We start from the raw sequence: 15,073 nt of genomic DNA on the forward strand, positions 1-15,073 counted from the left end.
CGATGGTCTAGAACGGGTAGTAGCGGATCTGCGTCATGACGATGTTGTCGTCGGTCTTGGGTGCTCCGCCGACACCGGCGAAGGCGAAGCGCTGCGTGTAGGAATACTGCACGCCGGCTTTGAGCGTGCCGTAATTGCCCTGGTAGACGGTGTCGTAGATGCCCGCGGTGATTTGCCGGACCTCCCGGGTGTTGCCGTTACAGGTCGCGGCCAGCGTGTTCTCGGTGAAGCAGCCGGTGTTATTGTAGAGCGGATTGCCGTAACCGAACGGCACCGTTCCCACATTGGCGAAATTCGCCTTGGCCTTTTCGAGACCGGCGTAGCTGTAGACGTCGAGTTCAGGCGTTGCGTGCCAGATCAGGCCGACCGCGGCGGCGGTGATCGTCAGCGGCAGCACCGTGCCATCCTGCGCCACAGCCGCATCGGGGAACGGCGTCGCCGTGAAGCGGCCGAGCACGCCATGTGCACCATAGAGCTGGAGGTCGAGGGTCTTGGGAATCAGCTCCGCGAAGACGTGACCGCCGAAGCTGCCGGTGTCGTAGGTGTGGTTGGCGCCGTTGAAGCGATCGAACAATTGGCGATAGAGCGCCCAGGCTTCGACATGCAGCTTGTAGGGCCCGAGCCGCGGATCCCACGCCGCCTTGGCGGTGACGTCAGGCACCTGGTTCAAGCTGACATTGTTGAGGTTGTTGAAGAAGCTGCCGCCCGGTCCGGTCAGATTGACCTGGACGTTCGGGTTGATCACGCCCTGCGGGCCGACCGCGGGCGTACCAACCGTCGGCGTGTTGCCGCCAAAAAACGCGGTCTGCGCATTTTCGACTGAAGCCGCGATCTTGAACTCGGGCCCGATATCCCGCCAGACGCGCAAGCCCGGTTGCCGTGCTGCCAGGAATCCCGGAACGGATTCGAAATCGATCACGCCGGGCGCATCGACGCCGCGGGGATCGATGCCCGACTTTGTCGGCGCGTTCAGCGACCAGGACTGGCCGGCCAGGAAGTGCAGGCCGAGATCGGTGCGGTCGAGCTCGAGGCTGAGCTGCCGCATGCGCGGGTTGAAGGAGTTGGTCGCAACCGAGCTCGCCGTCTGCGCAGCGCCCTCGAAGTCGATTTCACCGTAGCCGGCGAGATGCGTATCGGGATTGGCGTTGCCTTCGGCGAGCACCGAGAACCTGCTCTGGCGCGCCGAGAAGCGCGTCTCCGGCACGAAGAAATTGTGGGCTTGCTGATAGGGAATGAAATTGTAGACCGAGCCGGTGTCGGAGGCGATGTTGCGGGAGCGGTAGATCCCGGTGAGATCGACCCAGCCGCCGAATGTCAGCGTGATGCCCTTGTAGCAGATCTTGCCGGACGCGCAGGGATCGGCGGGCAGCGCCTTGTAGGTTGCCGCCATCGGTGCGGCCTTCGACTGAGCCGCTTCGACCTGGCGCGTCTTACGTGCCTCCGAATCCACCTTCTGCTGCAGCTCTTTCAGCTTCGCCTTCAGCGCCTGGATTTCGGACGCGACATTGTCGTCGGCACGCGCCTGTCCCGAACAGGCAGCGAGTAGTCCCAGCATCAGTCCGCGTGTGATGATCCGCACGTAAGCCTCCCTCCGCTTGGGAAGCAGATTCTGGCCGTCGCGCCCCCGGCGCGTGCGTGCTTCCCTGGTGTGGAGTGATGGGATTGGGACTGCTGTTATTCGCTGGCTCGTGCATCTTCTGCATCACGTTTTCCTGACGATCATGTTCGGAATATTTTGGTGGCGTCCCCGATCCGCATGCGCGCGATGACTGCGGGACTCACGCAACGCGCATTGGGCCCGGCCGGGACATGGCCGGGCCCAACTCCACGACGCGCAAAATCTCAAGGGGGATGGCGGCTATTGGCCCTTGGTCGCGCGGATCACCGTGGGGCGCGGTGATGTCGAAGGCAAATTGGCCATGGTGTTGCGTGCTGCCCGACTCGCGACAGCGCGATCGAAGGCGGTTGGCCCGCGCGACTCCCACTGTGAAAACGCAGGCGTCGCAAGCGCGGCAGTGACGGCGATGGCGGTCACGAACAATCTGGACATCGTCATGGTGTTCTCTCCTGCCTGCTCGGCCCGCTGCATTCGGCGGGCGACATGGAGAGAGACCGGACTTTCCGGCTCCGCATTCCCGATGCGAGGCCGCCGCGTCATCACATCGGCGCGAAGGCGCCGTGACCGCGAATCAGTACAGCGGCGGAATCTGGCCGACCTTGAACGGGCCGAGCAGGACGGCGCCATCGACGAATTTCAGCGGGAAACTGCGCGCCTTCTTGCCCTCGAGCGTGCTCTCGGTGCCGATCGAGTTGATGCCTGCGGCAACGCCGGCATTGGCGTTCTGCTTGATGACCTTGCCGAGGCCGGGAACGGCACGATCGAGCGCACCGAAGAGATTGTTGAGGTCCTGCGACTTCACGCCGGGCGCAACACGATCGAGCGTGGCCTGGGGCACGCCCTCTTCCAGCATCTTCTCGATGCCGAGCGCCGGGATAACGCGCTCGAGGCCGGTCACCGTCATCTGCAATTCGCCGTCCAGTCGGCCATTGGCCGAGAGGCCGAGCGTGCCGGCTGCGACTGCGATCATCTCGCCCTGCTGGATGCGCGACTGCACGATCTCAATATGACCGCCGGCGGCCTGGATCTCGCGGAAGCGCTGCGGCCATGGCTTTGGCGTGAGATCGGAGAGGCCGCTGATCTTGGCGCGCGTGTCCGCTTCGAACGGCTCGGCGAGCAAGGGATGCACGCCCTGAATGCTGCCTTGCGAGACCTGAAGCACGGTCTCGATCACAGGATGAGCCGACGTCGATCCATCGGCGAGGCGACCATGCAGCTCGATCTGCTTGGCGCGCGCGAGCGGCACCTGCACCGAGCCATCGAGCCTGTTGATGCTGGGATCGTCGAACACGATGGAGGCGCGCTCCGGCACCGCCGGCAAGCCGATCACGCTGCTGCGGCCCTTGCTCCAGTTCACCACGAAAGTGTTTTGCGTCACGCCGTCGACCAGCGTGGCCGGCGCCGTGAATTCCGCAATGACGTGTTTGGGATCGTAGACCTGCCCGACGACCAGGATGTTGTCGAGCTTGGCCGTGAACGGCGTCTTGCTCGCATTCTGCGAGACCAGGGCGACGCTGGCGCCGGAGCACTGGACCTCGAAGCGGAACGGGAAGCCCGCGATCGAGCGCTTGGCGCAGTCATAGATGCGGCCGGCCTTGGCCTCCTGCACGCGCCAGGCATCTGCGGCGATCCCGGCCTGCGAGGCCGCATAGAACCAGAAACCGCTCCAGGCGACCGCGAGGATCAGGAGGATGACGGGAGCAATGAAGAGCCCCCAACGGGAGCGCCGGCCTGCGGCAACGGTCATATCGGACATGCGGCGACCCTTTGGCCCCAGATTTTGTCAAATGTAAGCGAGGCTGGCCTCCAACGAAAGACGGAGAATTCGCTTCGCTTGGGCCCCCGCTTCTGGTAGCCGTGCCCGAAATGTCGGAAATCACCCTCCCCACCGTCACATCAGCCAAGGGCGACCTCTGGGTGTTCGGCTATGGCTCGCTGATGTGGCGGCCGGGCTTCGAATTCGACGAGCGCGTCCCGGCGCGGCTGGTCGGCGAGCACCGCGCGCTTTGCGTCTATTCCTTCGTGCATCGCGGCACGCCGGAGCAGCCGGGTCTCGTGCTCGGGCTCGACCGCGGCGGCGCCTGCCGCGGCATCGCCTTCCGCGTCGCTGAAAAGAACCGCGCCGACGTCGTCGCCTATTTGCGCGCGCGCGAACAGGTGACCTCGGTCTATCGCGAGGTGATGCGCTCGGTATGGCTGGAGAATGAAGCGCGTGAGCGTGTCTCGGCGCTCGCCTATGTCGTCGACCGCGGCCATGTGCAATATGCCGGCCGGCTGTCGCTCGCCGATCAGCATCGCCATGTGCTCCAGGGCCACGGACAGTCCGGCGCCAACCGCGATTATGTGACGGCGACCGTGAAGGCGATCGAGGCCGAAGGTTTTCGCGACACGCAATTGCATCAGCTCGCCATGATGCTGCATGGCGAGGTGCATTCGTCGCACGCGCCGGCTCCCGACGAAACCCGGGACAGCCGCTAGCTGTCCGTCGGAGCATAGCTCGGCGCGCTGCCGATCAACTGCTCCTGCTCTTTCCGTCCTGCTTCGACAATGCGACCGGTCGCATCCTCGATCACGGCTTGCACGCGCGCGAGAAACTCATCCTTCGGCAGGCCCGGCGGCAGCGGATCGAGGAACTCCACGACCAGCGTGCCGGGATAGCGCATGAAGGTGCGGCGCGGCCAGAACAGGCCGGAATTGAGCGCGATCGGCAGGCACTGCACGCCGCAGGATGAATAGATCTGAGCAAAGCCGGTCTTGTAATCAGGCGGCGCCCCCGGCGCGCGGCGGGTGCCTTCCGGAAAGATGACGAGCTGACCGCCGCCGCGCACCGCCTCGCGTGCGCGCCGCGTCATGTCGAGCAGCGCCTTCACGCCGGCTTTGCGGTCGATGGCAATCATGCCGGTCTTGACCAGGAACTGACCGAACACCGGGATCTGCATGAGCTGGCGCTTGAGGATGAAGATCGGGCGATAGAAAAAGCCCGGCAGCACGAAGGTTTCCCAAAACGACTGGTGCTTCGCGACGATCACGAGCGGCCCTTCCGGAATCTTCTCGACGCCGCGGAATTCGACCTTGATGTTGCAGACCACGCGCATCAGGAACAGCGTCGCCTTCGCCCACCATTGGGCAACCGTCAGCATGGCGCGCGGCGGCAACGCGAAGGTCGGCAGCGCCACGATCGCAAGGCACACCAGCACTGTATAGAACAGAACGTTGAACAGCAGCGAGCGCAGGAAAATCAGGAACATCAACAATCCGATCAATTGGCCTGTGCGGTGGCGGGCCGCCTGGATTGCAGGCCAAAAGGCTGCTCCGACATCTCGGGCGAAAGGTCAATCCCGAAATCTTCCAGCCGCACCCTCACCTCGGCCGCGATGTACTTGACATATTCGGACATGAGCAGCCGCAGCGTCGAGGCCGAGGTCCACCACGGCTCCTCGCGCCATTTGTCACCGACCACCGCGAAAGGAACGAGTGTCGTCTCCGGCATCGCATGCGAGAATTCCACGAGCGCGCGGGGCATGTGGTAATTCGAAGTGACAACGATCAGCGATTTGAAGCCGCGCCCCTCGGCCCAGCGCCGCGCCTCCGCCGCGTTGCCGCGGGTCGTGAGCGCGGTGCGGTCGAGGTCGACACAGCAGGTCATGAAGGACTGGTTCTCCGGCAGCGTGCGCGAAATATCGTTCGCCGTCGAGGTCGGGTGCACGCCCGAGATCAGGAGCCTCTCGCCGTAGCCCGCCGCGAGCAGCTCCATCGCGTCCGAAACCCGCGAGGAGCCGCCGGTGAGGACCACGATGCCGTCAGCCTTGCGGCTGGGGGCGATCTCCACGCCGCGCAATTGCGACAGGAAGGCGATGAAGCCCGCCGCCGCGCCGACAAAGGTGAACGCGATCGTCGACACGACGGTCGCGCGGAGCCAGCCGCGCGGCATTTTCGGCGATCGATCGTCGGTCGGCGAGGTCATGTGATGTCGGTGATCCCTTCCCCGGATGATTTTAAGACGTTTTGAGGCGAAGTGGAGTCCGGTTTATCGCACTCAATCCACGTCATTCAGCGTCGCGAACAGGGTTTGGCGCGAGGCGACCGCGGTGATTGCGCCGATCAGGACGGCCTGCACCGCGAGCACGACGTAGCCTGATGGCCGCAGCGAGAAAGTGCCGAGCAAAGCTGCGAACTGGTCGCCGACAGGGGTGCCGGAAAACCAGCCGGCGATCGACTCGGAGAAACCAAACAGTAACATGGCGACGCCGCCGCCGATGACGCCGCCTTCGAGGCCGAGCCGGAGGAAATGCCGCAGGAAATGATTGGCGATGTAGCGATCGCCGGCACCGACGAAATGCAGCACTTCGACGATCGGGCGGTTCGCCGCCATCGCGCCGCGGGTTGCGAAGGAGACCGAGATGATGGTCGCGACGATGACGAGTGCGAGAATGCCGATGCCGGCGAACACGGTGGCGTTGGTCATCGAACGCATCCGTTCGATCCAGGCGCGGTGATCGTCGACGCTGGCGCTCGGCGCGACCTGCGTCACGCGGGCACGCAACGCGGCGAGGTCGAGTGCCGTGCCGGGCTGCACGCGCGCGATGATCATGCGCGGGACCGGCAGATCGTCCATCGAGAGGCCAGTGCCGAGCCAGGGCTCGAGCAGCTTGCCGCTCTCCTCTTTGGTAAAGGGCTTGACCTCGACAATGCCGGCTTGCGCGCGCATTGCTTCAGTGACGGCAACCGTGTCGCGCTCGATGTCGCGTCCGGATTGCGGGCGAACCTGGATGGTGATCTCGCTGGCGACATCCGATTGCCATTCCGCAGCCGAAGCGCTCACCAAGAGGACAGTGCCCGTCGTCATCGAGGCAAGGAACGTCATGATAGCAACGACGGCGACCAGTGCGCGGCCATGGATCGAGGCGCGCGGCACGATCGGGGACAAATTGCGCGCCCTGGCCGGCAGCGGCGGACGCTCCTGTCCGAGGTCGACCAACACGCCGCGCTCGTCGGTCCTACTCATAGACGTGCAGCCGTCCCTGATGCAGCACGAAGCGGCGCGCTTCGTACTGGTCCATCAGCGCGATATCGTGGGTGGCGATGATGACGGCGGTGCCTGATTTGTTGAGCTCGATGAACAGCCGCAGCAAGCGTCGCCCCAGCGTCGGATCGACGCTGCCGGTCGGCTCGTCCGCGAGCAGAAGTTGGGGCCGCGAGATGACCGCGCGCGCGATCGCCGCGCGCTGCTTCTCGCCGCCGGACAGGATCGGCGGCAGCGCATCCATGCGGTCACCGAGACCGACCCAGCGCAGCAGGTCGATGACCTCCTTGCGATAGCTGGATTCGCTGCGGCCCATGACGCGGAACGGCAGCGCCACGTTTTCATAGGTCGTCATGTGATCGAGCAGGCGGAAATCCTGCAGCACGATACCGATGCGCTTGCGCAAATCGGCGATCTCGTCCTTGCCGAGCTGCGAGATGTCATGGCCGAACAGATTGATGAGGCCTCGCGTCGGCCGGTGCGACAGGAACAACAGGCGCAGCAGCGACGTCTTGCCGGCGCCGGACGGGCCGGTGAGGAACTGGAAGGAATGCGCCGGAATCTGGAAACTGAGGTCGCGCAGGATCTCCGGCCCCAGACCGTAACGCAATCCGACATTTTCGAACCGAACCAAAGCTCAGCTCCGTTCGAGGGGGACTCAAGGCCGCATCGCCAGCGAGGCTTCGCCGCATGCGATCAAGGGGTTGTGCGACCGTTATGGTTTCCGGTTCGTTAACGGTCGCCCTGTAGCATCCCCGGCAGCATTCTTAGAAGTCCCTTCTCAGGAGAAGCTTGGCGCAGGAGAAGCTTGGCGCCAGGTTCCCTGCGACAAGGTCATCGTCGAGGCCGTCCATGCATATCGTCTGCCCCCATTGTATGACATCCTACGCCATCAAGCTTGCGAGCCTTGGGGCCAATGGGCGGACTGTCCGCTGCTCCCGCTGCAAGAAAACCTGGATCGCCCATCCCGAGGACGCCATCGAGGAGGCCGTCGTGCCGGCCATGGCCGCAGCCAGCCAGGCCGACGACCAGTCCGACCTCGCCGAGCAGTGGAACACCTACGCCAAGGACGATAACGCCACCGAGACGCCGGTGGTCGACAGTCCCTCGATCGCCAGCGACTGGCCGACCGAAGATGCCGCGGAGGCTGAGGACGAGTGGTCGGCGGCGGCCCGGGCCGCGGAAGAAGAAGTCGTCGGGATCCAGCACCAATCCTGGTTCAGCGGCCTGTTCAGCCGTCGCGGGGCCAAGGTGAGCCGGCCGACACCCGCCGTCGCCCCGCGCAGAACCTATTACGGCCTGCCGATCGCCTGCGCCGCCATGGGCGCGCTGGTGCTGGCGCTGGTGATCTGGCGCGGCGACATGGTCCGCCTGCTGCCGCAGACCGCGGCCTTCTACAAGCTGGTCGGGCTGGAGGTGAACCTGCGCGGGCTGGCCTTCAAGGACGTCAAGCTCTCGACCGAGACGGTGGACGGTAAGCAGGTGCTGGTGATCGAGGGCGTGATCGTCGGCCAGGGCAAGAAGCCGCTCGATATTCCGCGCCTGCGTTTTGCGGTGCGCGACGCGCAGGGTGCCGAGATCTACGCCTGGAATTCGGTGCTGGAGCAGACCGTGCTGCAACCCGGCGAACGCGCCTTCTTCCGCTCGCGCCTGGCCTCGCCGCCGCCGGAAGGCCGCAATATCGACGTCCGCTTCTTTAACCGGCGCGACATCGCCGGTGGCAGCGTATAATCAGCTTGCAAACGTCCCGCGCGGGAAGGTTCGTCCCAAGGATCGCCCCAAGGATCGTCTCATGCCAAAAGTGTTGATCGCCGACGACGAGGATTCGATGCGCCAGCTGGTGGCGCGCGCCATCGCCATGGACGGCCACGAGACCGTCACCGCGCAGGACGGCGCCGAGGCGCTGGAGATACTGACCCGCGAGGACGGCGCGTTCGATCTGTTGCTCACCGACATCCAGATGCCCGTCATGGACGGCATCGCTCTGGCGCTCTCCGCCGCGCGCGACTTTCCCGATTTGACTATTCTCTTGATGACGGGTTTTGCCGACCAGCGCGAGCGCGCGTCGAATTTGAATGCGCTGGTGCATGACGTCGTGACCAAACCGTTCTCGGTTGCGGATATCCGCACGGCGGTGGCCGATGCGCTCGCGGCGAAAAAGGGCTAGCAGCGATAGTGTCGCCACACATTCCGCCGTCATGCCCCGCGAAGGCGGGGCATCCGGTACGCCGCAGCCTCTCGATTGAATCACAACCGTCTCTGGAATACTGGATCGCCCGCCTTCGCGGGCGATGACAGCCGGTTTGTGGTGGCTTCGCCCCTCAAAAATCCTTCAGCAGCCGCTCGATATAATCGAGCTCGATCTGCGGACGCGAGGGGTCGCCGAGGCGGCGGCGGAGTTCTTCGAGAATGCGGCGGACGCGCTGGACGTCGATCTCGCCGGGGATCCTGACCGTGTAATCGTCGCCGAATTCGTGGCCGCGCAACGGACGGCCGAGCGGGTCGGTCTGGTTGCCGCCGCTCTGCTGGCGACCGGCACGATTGCCGGGACCGTCGCCCTGGCCGTCGCCGTCGCCCTGCTGCATCGCCTCGGCCATCTTCTGCGCACCCTTGCGCATCGCCTCCAGCGCCTTGCCCTGGGAATCCACCGCACCGTCAGCATTGCCTTCGCCGAGCTTCGAGCCCGCATCGCCCATGGCGTTGTCGGCGGAATCGAGCCCGCCATCATCATCACCCTGATCGGCATCCTGATCGCCGTCCTGGCCGGACTGCGCCTGGTCGCCTTGCTGACCTTCCTGGCCCTTCTGTCCCTGTTGGCCTTTCTGGCCCTTCTGCGAGAGGCCGCGCTTGGCCATTTCGTCCTGGAGCTTCTTCAGGCGATCGCGCAGCGCCTGCTGGTCCTGCTGCAGGTCCGACATCGACTGGTCGCCCTGCTGCTGCTTGCCGCGCATCCGATCGCGCCGGGAATCCTGGCCCTGCTTGTAGGTCTTGTCCCGCAATTGCTGCTGCTTGCGGATCATGTCGCCAAGCTCGTTGAGCGCCTGCTCCATGTCGCTCTCGCCGGACTGTCCCGGCTGGGCCATCTGGAGGCCCTCCAGCATCTGCTGAAGCTGGTCGAGCAGCTGCTTGGCCGCATCCTTGTCGCCCGAGCGTGACAGGCGCTCCATGCGGTCGATCATGTTCTGCAGGTCCTGCTGACGCAGGATCTTGGTATTGGGATCGAGCGGACGCGCGAGATTTTGCGCATCCTTGTTGTTGCGGAACTGCTCGGCAAGCTGGCGCATGAAATTGTCCAGCGCCGCCCGCAGATCCTGGGTGAGCTTCTTGATCTCCTCGTCGCTGGCGCCGCGGTCCAGCGCCTGCTTCAGCGCGTCCTGTGCCGCTCGGAGCGCCTTCTCGACATCGGAGATGTTGCCGTCCTCGATCGTCACTGCGAGCGCCCACAGGCTCGCCACCACCTCGCGCAGTGCATCATCGGTGCGCGCCGCCTCGAGCTGGCGGGTGACGCTGTAGAGGCCGAGATATTGCCCGGTCTCCTGCGTGAACAGTTCGGGCGCGATCATCAGCGCGTCGAGCGCGGTGTAGACGTCGGAATTCTTGTTGGCGTCGAGCGCGAGGATGCGGCGCTGCTCGATCAAGGCGCGTGCGAGCGGCTTGGTGAACAGCCGCTCGGGCAAGCGCATGTTGAACGGATCGCTTCGCGCCTCGTTGCCGGCCTCGTCCTTGGCGGTGAGTGTCAGCGTGACATCGGCACCGGCATAAGGATCCTCGCTGAGATCCTTCACCGTCTGGCCGACGCCGTTGCGGGTGCGCGCGTTCGGCAGCACCAGCGGAAACTGCGGCGGCTGGAATAGCGGGCGCGCCGCGGTCTTGTTGTCGCCTTCCTTGCCGGCATCGGCGGTCCGTGGCGCGACCTGGGCTTCAGCGCCGGTGACGCCGTAATCATCCTCGATCTTGTAGACGAGCTGGAGCGCGCCGCGCGCCTGACGCTCCGGATCCTTGGCGAGCGCGATCGTCGGCGGACGGTCCGGCGTCGCAGCAAAGGCCCATTGCGGCTGCCCCGAGGGCGCGCGGACATGCGCGGTGCCATCACTCGTGATGGTGAAATGCTTTTCGTTGGTGCCCTTGGGCGCGGCTTCCTTAGGCTCGGCTTCCTTGAGGCCGCCGGAGACCACGACATCCAGGCTGCCGCCGGAAGAGCGCACGATCAGGGTCGAACCGGCGGGAACGGCGAGCGGGCCGGAGGCCGGAAGCGCTGCAGCCTCCTTGTTGGCGGCCGACAGGATCACCGGCGGCTTGCCGGTGTAGAGCGGTGGCGTGACCCAGGCGTCGACGCGGATATTGGTCGGCGCCAGCACGCCGTTCCAGTCGAAGGCTGCGCCGAGCCGCATCGCACGCTCGTCGCCAGCCGCAAAGAAGGTCGCGACCAGCATCACCATCACCAACGCGCGCAGCGCCCAGGGATCGTGGATAGCGAGGCGCGGGTGCGGCAAGCCGGCGCGGATGCGCTTGAGCGAAGCCAGCGTGCGCTCGCGCTGCGCCTGCCAGAGTGCCAGTGCAACCGGATCTTGCGAGGTCAGCGTGTCCGTGAGCGTCGTGGCGGGGCGATGGCGAATGCCCGAACCGCGGTCGAGCCGGGCGAGCGCCTCTTCGCGGCTCGGCCAGCGAAACCGAATCAGCGGGAACAGGGCGGCAACCGCCAACCCTGCAAAAATCACGAGGCCGATGGCGCGGGCGACGGAGGGCAGCGCCAGCCAAAGACCGGCCCAGGACACCACCAGAAACAGGCCGACAACGGTGAGAACACGCGCCAAACCCGGCCAGGCACGCTCCCACGCGATGGCATAGGTGGACCGCACAAGGGCCTGCGCCAGCTTCAGCCGCGACAGAGCATCACCATCACGGTTCGGGGCTGACGGGTCGGGGGTGACGCCGTTCAATCAACTCTCCAAGTTACCCGGCGGAGTGGAGCGTACCACAACGGCAGCACTGAGGCATCCGTTCCTGTACGGGAGACACCCCTTTTCCCGCATAACACGAGGACGTGACTGGCCCGGCGCAACCCCGTAATTTCCGCGGCGCCATCCCAAGAGGAATACCCAAGGGGAATAAAGGAAACACCATGGACAAGAAGATGCATGACAAGGGCCTGGAAGTCCGCAAAGCGGTGCTGGGCGAGGCCTATGTCAACAACGCGCTCAAGAACGTCGACGACTTCAACCGTCCGTTCCAGGAGATGCTCAACGAATATTGCTGGGGCACGGTGTGGGGCCGCGAGGAGCTGCCGCGCAAGACCCGCAGCATGCTCAACATCGCGATGATCGCGATTCTCAACCGCCAGCACGAATTCCGCGCGCACTTGAAAGGCGCGCTCACCAACGGCGTCACCCGCGACGAGATCCGCGAGATCCTGATGCAGGTCGCGATCTATGGCGGCATGCCGGCCGCCGTCGACAGCTTCCGCATCGCGCGCGAGGTGTTCGCGGAGATCGATGGGAAGGCGTGAGGGGGTACGCCGATCTCCGCTGTCGTCCCGGACAAGCGAAGCCTCGGCAACGCGTAGCGTTGTCTGGGGCGTAGCGCCGATCCGGGACGACACCGAGGATGAAATGGGCACTCTCACAACAACGAAAAGAAACAAAGGAAACACCATGGACATCGGATTCATCGGCCTCGGCAACATGGGCTTCCCGATGGCGCGGCGGCTGATCGAGGCCGGGCACAAGCTCGTCGTGTTCGACACCCGCAGAGAAGCCGTCGACCAGCTTGTCGCACGCGGCGCGACTGCTGCGACGTCGCCGAAGGATGTCGCCGACAAGGTCGAGACCGTGATGGCGAGCCTGCCATCGCTCAAGGCTTCGCTCGAGGTCGCCACCGGCGCGAACGGCGTGATCGAAGGGAGCCGTGCCAAACGCTTCATCGACCTCTCGACGGTCGGCTCGCAAATGGCTGTGAAGATTCACGGCCTGCTCGCACAACGCAACATCGTGCAGATCGACTGCCCGGTGTCGGGCGGCGTCGGCGGCGCCGAGAAGGGCACGCTGGCGGTGATGGTGTCGGGGCCAAAGGCTGAGTTCGAGCTGCTCAGGCCGGCACTCGACGTGATCGGAAAGGTGTTCTTCATCGGCGAGAAGCCGGGCGCGGCGCAGACCATGAAGCTCGCCAACAATTTCCTCTCGGCCACCGCCATCGTGGCGACGTCGGAAGCCGTGGTGATGGGCGTGAAGGCCGGACTCGATCCCGCCGTGATGATCGACGTCATCAATGCGGGCTCAGGCATGAACACTGCGAGCCGCGACAAGTTTCCGCGCTCGGTGCTGCCGCGCAGCTTCGACTTCGGCTTCGCGACCGGGCTGATGGTGAAGGACGTGCGGCTGGCGCTGGAGGAGATGAAGCAGCTGGGCCTGTCGATGGAGGTCGCGGACGCGGTCGGACGCCTCTGGGAGACCGTGATATCAGCGGAAGGTGCCGAGTCCGATTTCACCGCGGCGATCAAGCCGATCGAGAAGAAGGCGGGCGTGGTGGTCGGTGGGAAGGGCGGCGGCCTGGCTGGGAAATAACTCACTCCCAGCCTGCATCTCCGCAACCGGTACGCGAGAGCGTCGATCAACTCGCGACACGATGCTTCATCCTTGAGTTGCAATCTTTGTGCGCTATCCTGTCCTCACTAGAAGCCTGCAAAAAATCAGGGAGGACGGAATGAAGCGTCATCGACACTTACTTGTCGGTGCGACCACGGCCCTGTTTGCCTGTGTCGCACTCGGCACCTCGCCCGCCATGGCGACGGCGTGCACCAATCTTCGATCCCTACAATTCCAGCACACGGTGATCAATTCGGCTGACGACAACGCGACGGGCACCTTTGTCCCCCCGGGCGGGAGCCCGATCACCGGCCTTCCCGCGTTCTGCCGCGTCACCGCAACCTTGATCCCCAGCTCGGACTCCGCGATCAAGATCGAGGTCTGGCTGCCCGAGACCAATTGGAACGGCAGGTTCCTTGGCACCGGCGGCGGCGGTTTCCAGGGCGTGATCACCTACAACGAGCTCGCCATCGGCATCCAGGCCGGATTTGCATCGACCAACAGCGATCTCGGCACGGGATCGTCAGGTTGCAATCCGCTGTTCTGCGGCTCGGCCGGCAACATGGGCAACCAGCTTGCCACGGAGTTCGGCGATCCAGCGGTGCCGTCGACGGGTCTGTTCGGGCATCCCGAGCGGATCAAGGATTTCGGCTACCGTGCGATCCATTTAATGACCGAGCGCGGCAAGGAGATCGCCAGCGCGTTCTACGGCCATCGATCGCAGCGGGCTTATTTCGCCGGCTGCTCCACCGGCGGCCAGAACGCCTTGATGGAGGCGCAGCGCTTCCCCAACGATTATGACGGCATCCTTGCCGGCGCTCCCGCCTTCAATCGCACGCATCTGCACATGGCAGGCCTCTATGGCTGGCAGAACGCGCATGCGAGCCCCGGCCGGCTCATCCAGCCCGGCCAGATGACGCTGGTCAACCAGGCCGTGCTGAAGCAATGCGTCGGGCAGGACGGCGGCGCCAAGACCGATCAGTTCCTGACCGATCCGCGCGATTGTCACTTCGATCCGAAGGTCCTGCTCTGCACGGGCGGCAACGCGCCGCCGGCCTGCCTGACCTCGGATCAGGTCACGACTATGCAGCGCTATTACGCCGGCACGATCGATCCGGTGAACGGACAGCTCGTCAATCCTGGCTCCGAGCGCGGCAACGAGACCGACGACATCCTCGCGCTTGGCCTTGCGTTCCAGGAGCAACTGCCCGAGCCAGCCTTCGACGGCCTGTTCTACTGGGTGTTCGGCCCGAGCTTCGGCTATCCGGGAAGCGCGACCAACTTTGCCAATTTCGATTTCCACCGCGACATCGACAAGGTCGACGATCAGCTCGCCGCGGTACTGAACGCGACCAGCACCGATCTCGGCGACTTCCGTGCACATGGCGGCAAGCTCTTGATGTACCACGGCTGGGCCGACCCCCTGATCCCGTCACAGAGTAGCATCAACTACTTCCTGACCCTGGTCGGAAATGAGGGTCAGGGGGCGCAGCCGGTCGGCTTTTTCGGTGGCAATCCGGCGCTGCAGCGGACGCAGAGCTATGCGCGTCTGTTCATGGTGCCCGGCATGTATCACTGCTCCGGCGGCCCCGGTCCCAACTCGTTCGATGCGCTGTTGCCGCTGGTCAAATGGGTCGAGGGTGGCACGGCGCCGGATACGATCCTCGCCACGAAATACGTGGCCGATACGCCGCCGACGGTGCAAATGACCCGGCCGCTTTGCGTCTTCCCGAAGGTCGCGAAGTACAACGGCAGCGGCGACACCAACAACGCTGCGAACTTCACCTGTGTCGCCGACGAGAACGACTTCAATCAGAAGCCGGCTCCGAAATACGGGCCGTGACGCATACG

The 15,073-nt window shown here is 64.8% G+C and carries 14 protein-coding genes; 6 read left to right on the forward strand and 8 right to left on the reverse strand.

What is annotated here, in order from left to right:
• Positions 1 to 7: 7 nt before the first annotated feature.
• The 3 genes from L6639_RS22925 to L6639_RS22935 all read right to left on the reverse strand — a co-directional run bounded on the left by L6639_RS22925 (position 8) and on the right by L6639_RS22935 (position 3,374).
• Positions 8 to 1,579, reverse strand: coding sequence for a hypothetical protein (locus L6639_RS22925; protein ID WP_237863906.1), 1,572 nt, complete (start codon positions 1,577 to 1,579; stop codon positions 8 to 10).
• Between the two features lie 279 nt (positions 1,580 to 1,858).
• On the reverse strand, positions 1,859 to 2,056 hold the full coding sequence (locus tag L6639_RS22930) for a hypothetical protein (RefSeq protein WP_237863907.1): 198 nt from the start codon (positions 2,054 to 2,056) through the stop codon (positions 1,859 to 1,861).
• Positions 2,057 to 2,189: 133 nt separating this feature from the next.
• Complete coding sequence (locus tag L6639_RS22935) at positions 2,190 to 3,374, reverse strand: DUF2125 domain-containing protein (protein WP_237863908.1); 1,185 nt, start codon at positions 3,372 to 3,374, stop codon at positions 2,190 to 2,192.
• Between the two features lie 110 nt (positions 3,375 to 3,484).
• Here L6639_RS22935 and L6639_RS22940 point away from each other — a divergent pair, with 110 nt between their 5' ends.
• Entirely contained in the window at positions 3,485 to 4,096 is a 612-nt protein-coding gene (locus L6639_RS22940) for a gamma-glutamylcyclotransferase (RefSeq protein WP_237863909.1), read from the forward strand.
• Here L6639_RS22940 and L6639_RS22945 read toward each other — a convergent pair.
• From L6639_RS22945 to ftsE, 4 genes are all read right to left on the reverse strand, one after another.
• A complete protein-coding gene (locus L6639_RS22945; protein WP_237863910.1) occupies positions 4,093 to 4,866 on the reverse strand; it encodes a lysophospholipid acyltransferase family protein in 774 nt (257 codons plus the stop codon). The genes L6639_RS22940 and L6639_RS22945 overlap by 4 nt on opposite strands.
• An 11-nt stretch (positions 4,867 to 4,877) precedes the next feature.
• Positions 4,878 to 5,582 (reverse strand): YdcF family protein, encoded by a 705-nt coding sequence (locus L6639_RS22950; protein WP_237863911.1) that lies wholly within the window; start codon positions 5,580 to 5,582, stop codon positions 4,878 to 4,880.
• A 72-nt stretch (positions 5,583 to 5,654) separates the two neighbouring features.
• A complete protein-coding gene (locus tag L6639_RS22955) occupies positions 5,655 to 6,623 on the reverse strand; it encodes a cell division protein FtsX (RefSeq protein WP_237863912.1) in 969 nt (322 codons plus the stop codon).
• Complete coding sequence (gene ftsE / locus L6639_RS22960; protein ID WP_237863913.1) at positions 6,616 to 7,275, reverse strand: cell division ATP-binding protein FtsE; 660 nt, start codon at positions 7,273 to 7,275, stop codon at positions 6,616 to 6,618. Before ftsE ends, L6639_RS22955 begins: the two co-directional genes overlap by 8 nt.
• 218 nt (positions 7,276 to 7,493) lie before the next feature.
• Between ftsE and L6639_RS22965 the strand changes: the two genes are divergently transcribed.
• Together L6639_RS22965 and L6639_RS22970 are read left to right on the forward strand one after the other, a co-directional pair.
• Positions 7,494 to 8,372: an MJ0042-type zinc finger domain-containing protein gene (locus tag L6639_RS22965; RefSeq protein WP_237863914.1), complete on the forward strand. Its 879-nt coding sequence runs from the start codon at positions 7,494 to 7,496 to the stop codon at positions 8,370 to 8,372.
• 61 nt (positions 8,373 to 8,433) lie between these two features.
• A complete protein-coding gene (locus L6639_RS22970; RefSeq protein WP_128954176.1) occupies positions 8,434 to 8,808 on the forward strand; it encodes a response regulator in 375 nt (124 codons plus the stop codon).
• 154 nt (positions 8,809 to 8,962) lie between these two features.
• Here L6639_RS22970 and L6639_RS22975 read toward each other — a convergent pair whose 3' ends face one another.
• Positions 8,963 to 11,581 carry a TIGR02302 family protein gene (locus tag L6639_RS22975; RefSeq protein ID WP_237863915.1) on the reverse strand — a complete coding sequence of 873 codons (2,619 nt, stop codon included), beginning with the start codon at positions 11,579 to 11,581 and terminating at the stop codon, positions 8,963 to 8,965.
• A gap of 182 nt (positions 11,582 to 11,763) precedes the next feature.
• Here L6639_RS22975 and L6639_RS22980 point away from each other — a divergent pair, with 182 nt between their 5' ends.
• The 3 genes from L6639_RS22980 (at position 11,764) to L6639_RS22990 (ending at position 15,065) form a co-directional block, all read left to right on the forward strand.
• The gene (locus tag L6639_RS22980; RefSeq protein ID WP_008567285.1) at positions 11,764 to 12,147 is read left to right on the forward strand and encodes a carboxymuconolactone decarboxylase family protein; all 384 of its coding nucleotides are present in this window, start codon (positions 11,764 to 11,766) and stop codon (positions 12,145 to 12,147) included.
• 145 nt (positions 12,148 to 12,292) lie between these two features.
• Positions 12,293 to 13,201 (forward strand): NAD(P)-dependent oxidoreductase, encoded by a 909-nt coding sequence (locus L6639_RS22985; RefSeq protein ID WP_237863916.1) that lies wholly within the window; start codon positions 12,293 to 12,295, stop codon positions 13,199 to 13,201.
• A 139-nt stretch (positions 13,202 to 13,340) separates the two neighbouring features.
• Positions 13,341 to 15,065, forward strand: coding sequence for a tannase/feruloyl esterase family alpha/beta hydrolase (locus tag L6639_RS22990; RefSeq protein ID WP_237863917.1), 1,725 nt, complete (start codon positions 13,341 to 13,343; stop codon positions 15,063 to 15,065).
• Positions 15,066 to 15,073 lie beyond the last annotated feature (8 nt).

The organism is Bradyrhizobium zhengyangense (assembly GCF_022012555.1).
Classification (GTDB): domain Bacteria; phylum Pseudomonadota; class Alphaproteobacteria; order Rhizobiales; family Xanthobacteraceae; genus Bradyrhizobium; species Bradyrhizobium zhengyangense.

Excerpts from the sequence above, each read along its gene's own strand:
- L6639_RS22950 (WP_237863911.1), bottom strand. The coding sequence starts at position 5,582 with ATGACCTCGCCGACCGACGATCGATCGCCGAAAATGCCGCGCGGCTGG.
- L6639_RS22985 (WP_237863916.1), top strand. The coding sequence starts at position 12,293 with ATGGACATCGGATTCATCGGCCTCGGCAACATGGGCTTCCCGATGGCG.
- L6639_RS22955 (WP_237863912.1), bottom strand. The coding sequence starts at position 6,623 with ATGAGTAGGACCGACGAGCGCGGCGTGTTGGTCGACCTCGGACAGGAG.
- L6639_RS22965 (WP_237863914.1), top strand. The coding sequence starts at position 7,494 with ATGCATATCGTCTGCCCCCATTGTATGACATCCTACGCCATCAAGCTT.
- L6639_RS22935 (WP_237863908.1), bottom strand. The coding sequence starts at position 3,374 with ATGTCCGATATGACCGTTGCCGCAGGCCGGCGCTCCCGTTGGGGGCTC.
- L6639_RS22990 (WP_237863917.1), top strand. The coding sequence starts at position 13,341 with ATGAAGCGTCATCGACACTTACTTGTCGGTGCGACCACGGCCCTGTTT.
- L6639_RS22930 (WP_237863907.1), bottom strand. The coding sequence starts at position 2,056 with ATGACGATGTCCAGATTGTTCGTGACCGCCATCGCCGTCACTGCCGCG.
- L6639_RS22940 (WP_237863909.1), top strand. The coding sequence starts at position 3,485 with ATGTCGGAAATCACCCTCCCCACCGTCACATCAGCCAAGGGCGACCTC.
- L6639_RS22980 (WP_008567285.1), top strand. The coding sequence starts at position 11,764 with ATGGACAAGAAGATGCATGACAAGGGCCTGGAAGTCCGCAAAGCGGTG.
- L6639_RS22945 (WP_237863910.1), bottom strand. The coding sequence starts at position 4,866 with ATGTTCCTGATTTTCCTGCGCTCGCTGCTGTTCAACGTTCTGTTCTAT.
- L6639_RS22970 (WP_128954176.1), top strand. The coding sequence starts at position 8,434 with ATGCCAAAAGTGTTGATCGCCGACGACGAGGATTCGATGCGCCAGCTG.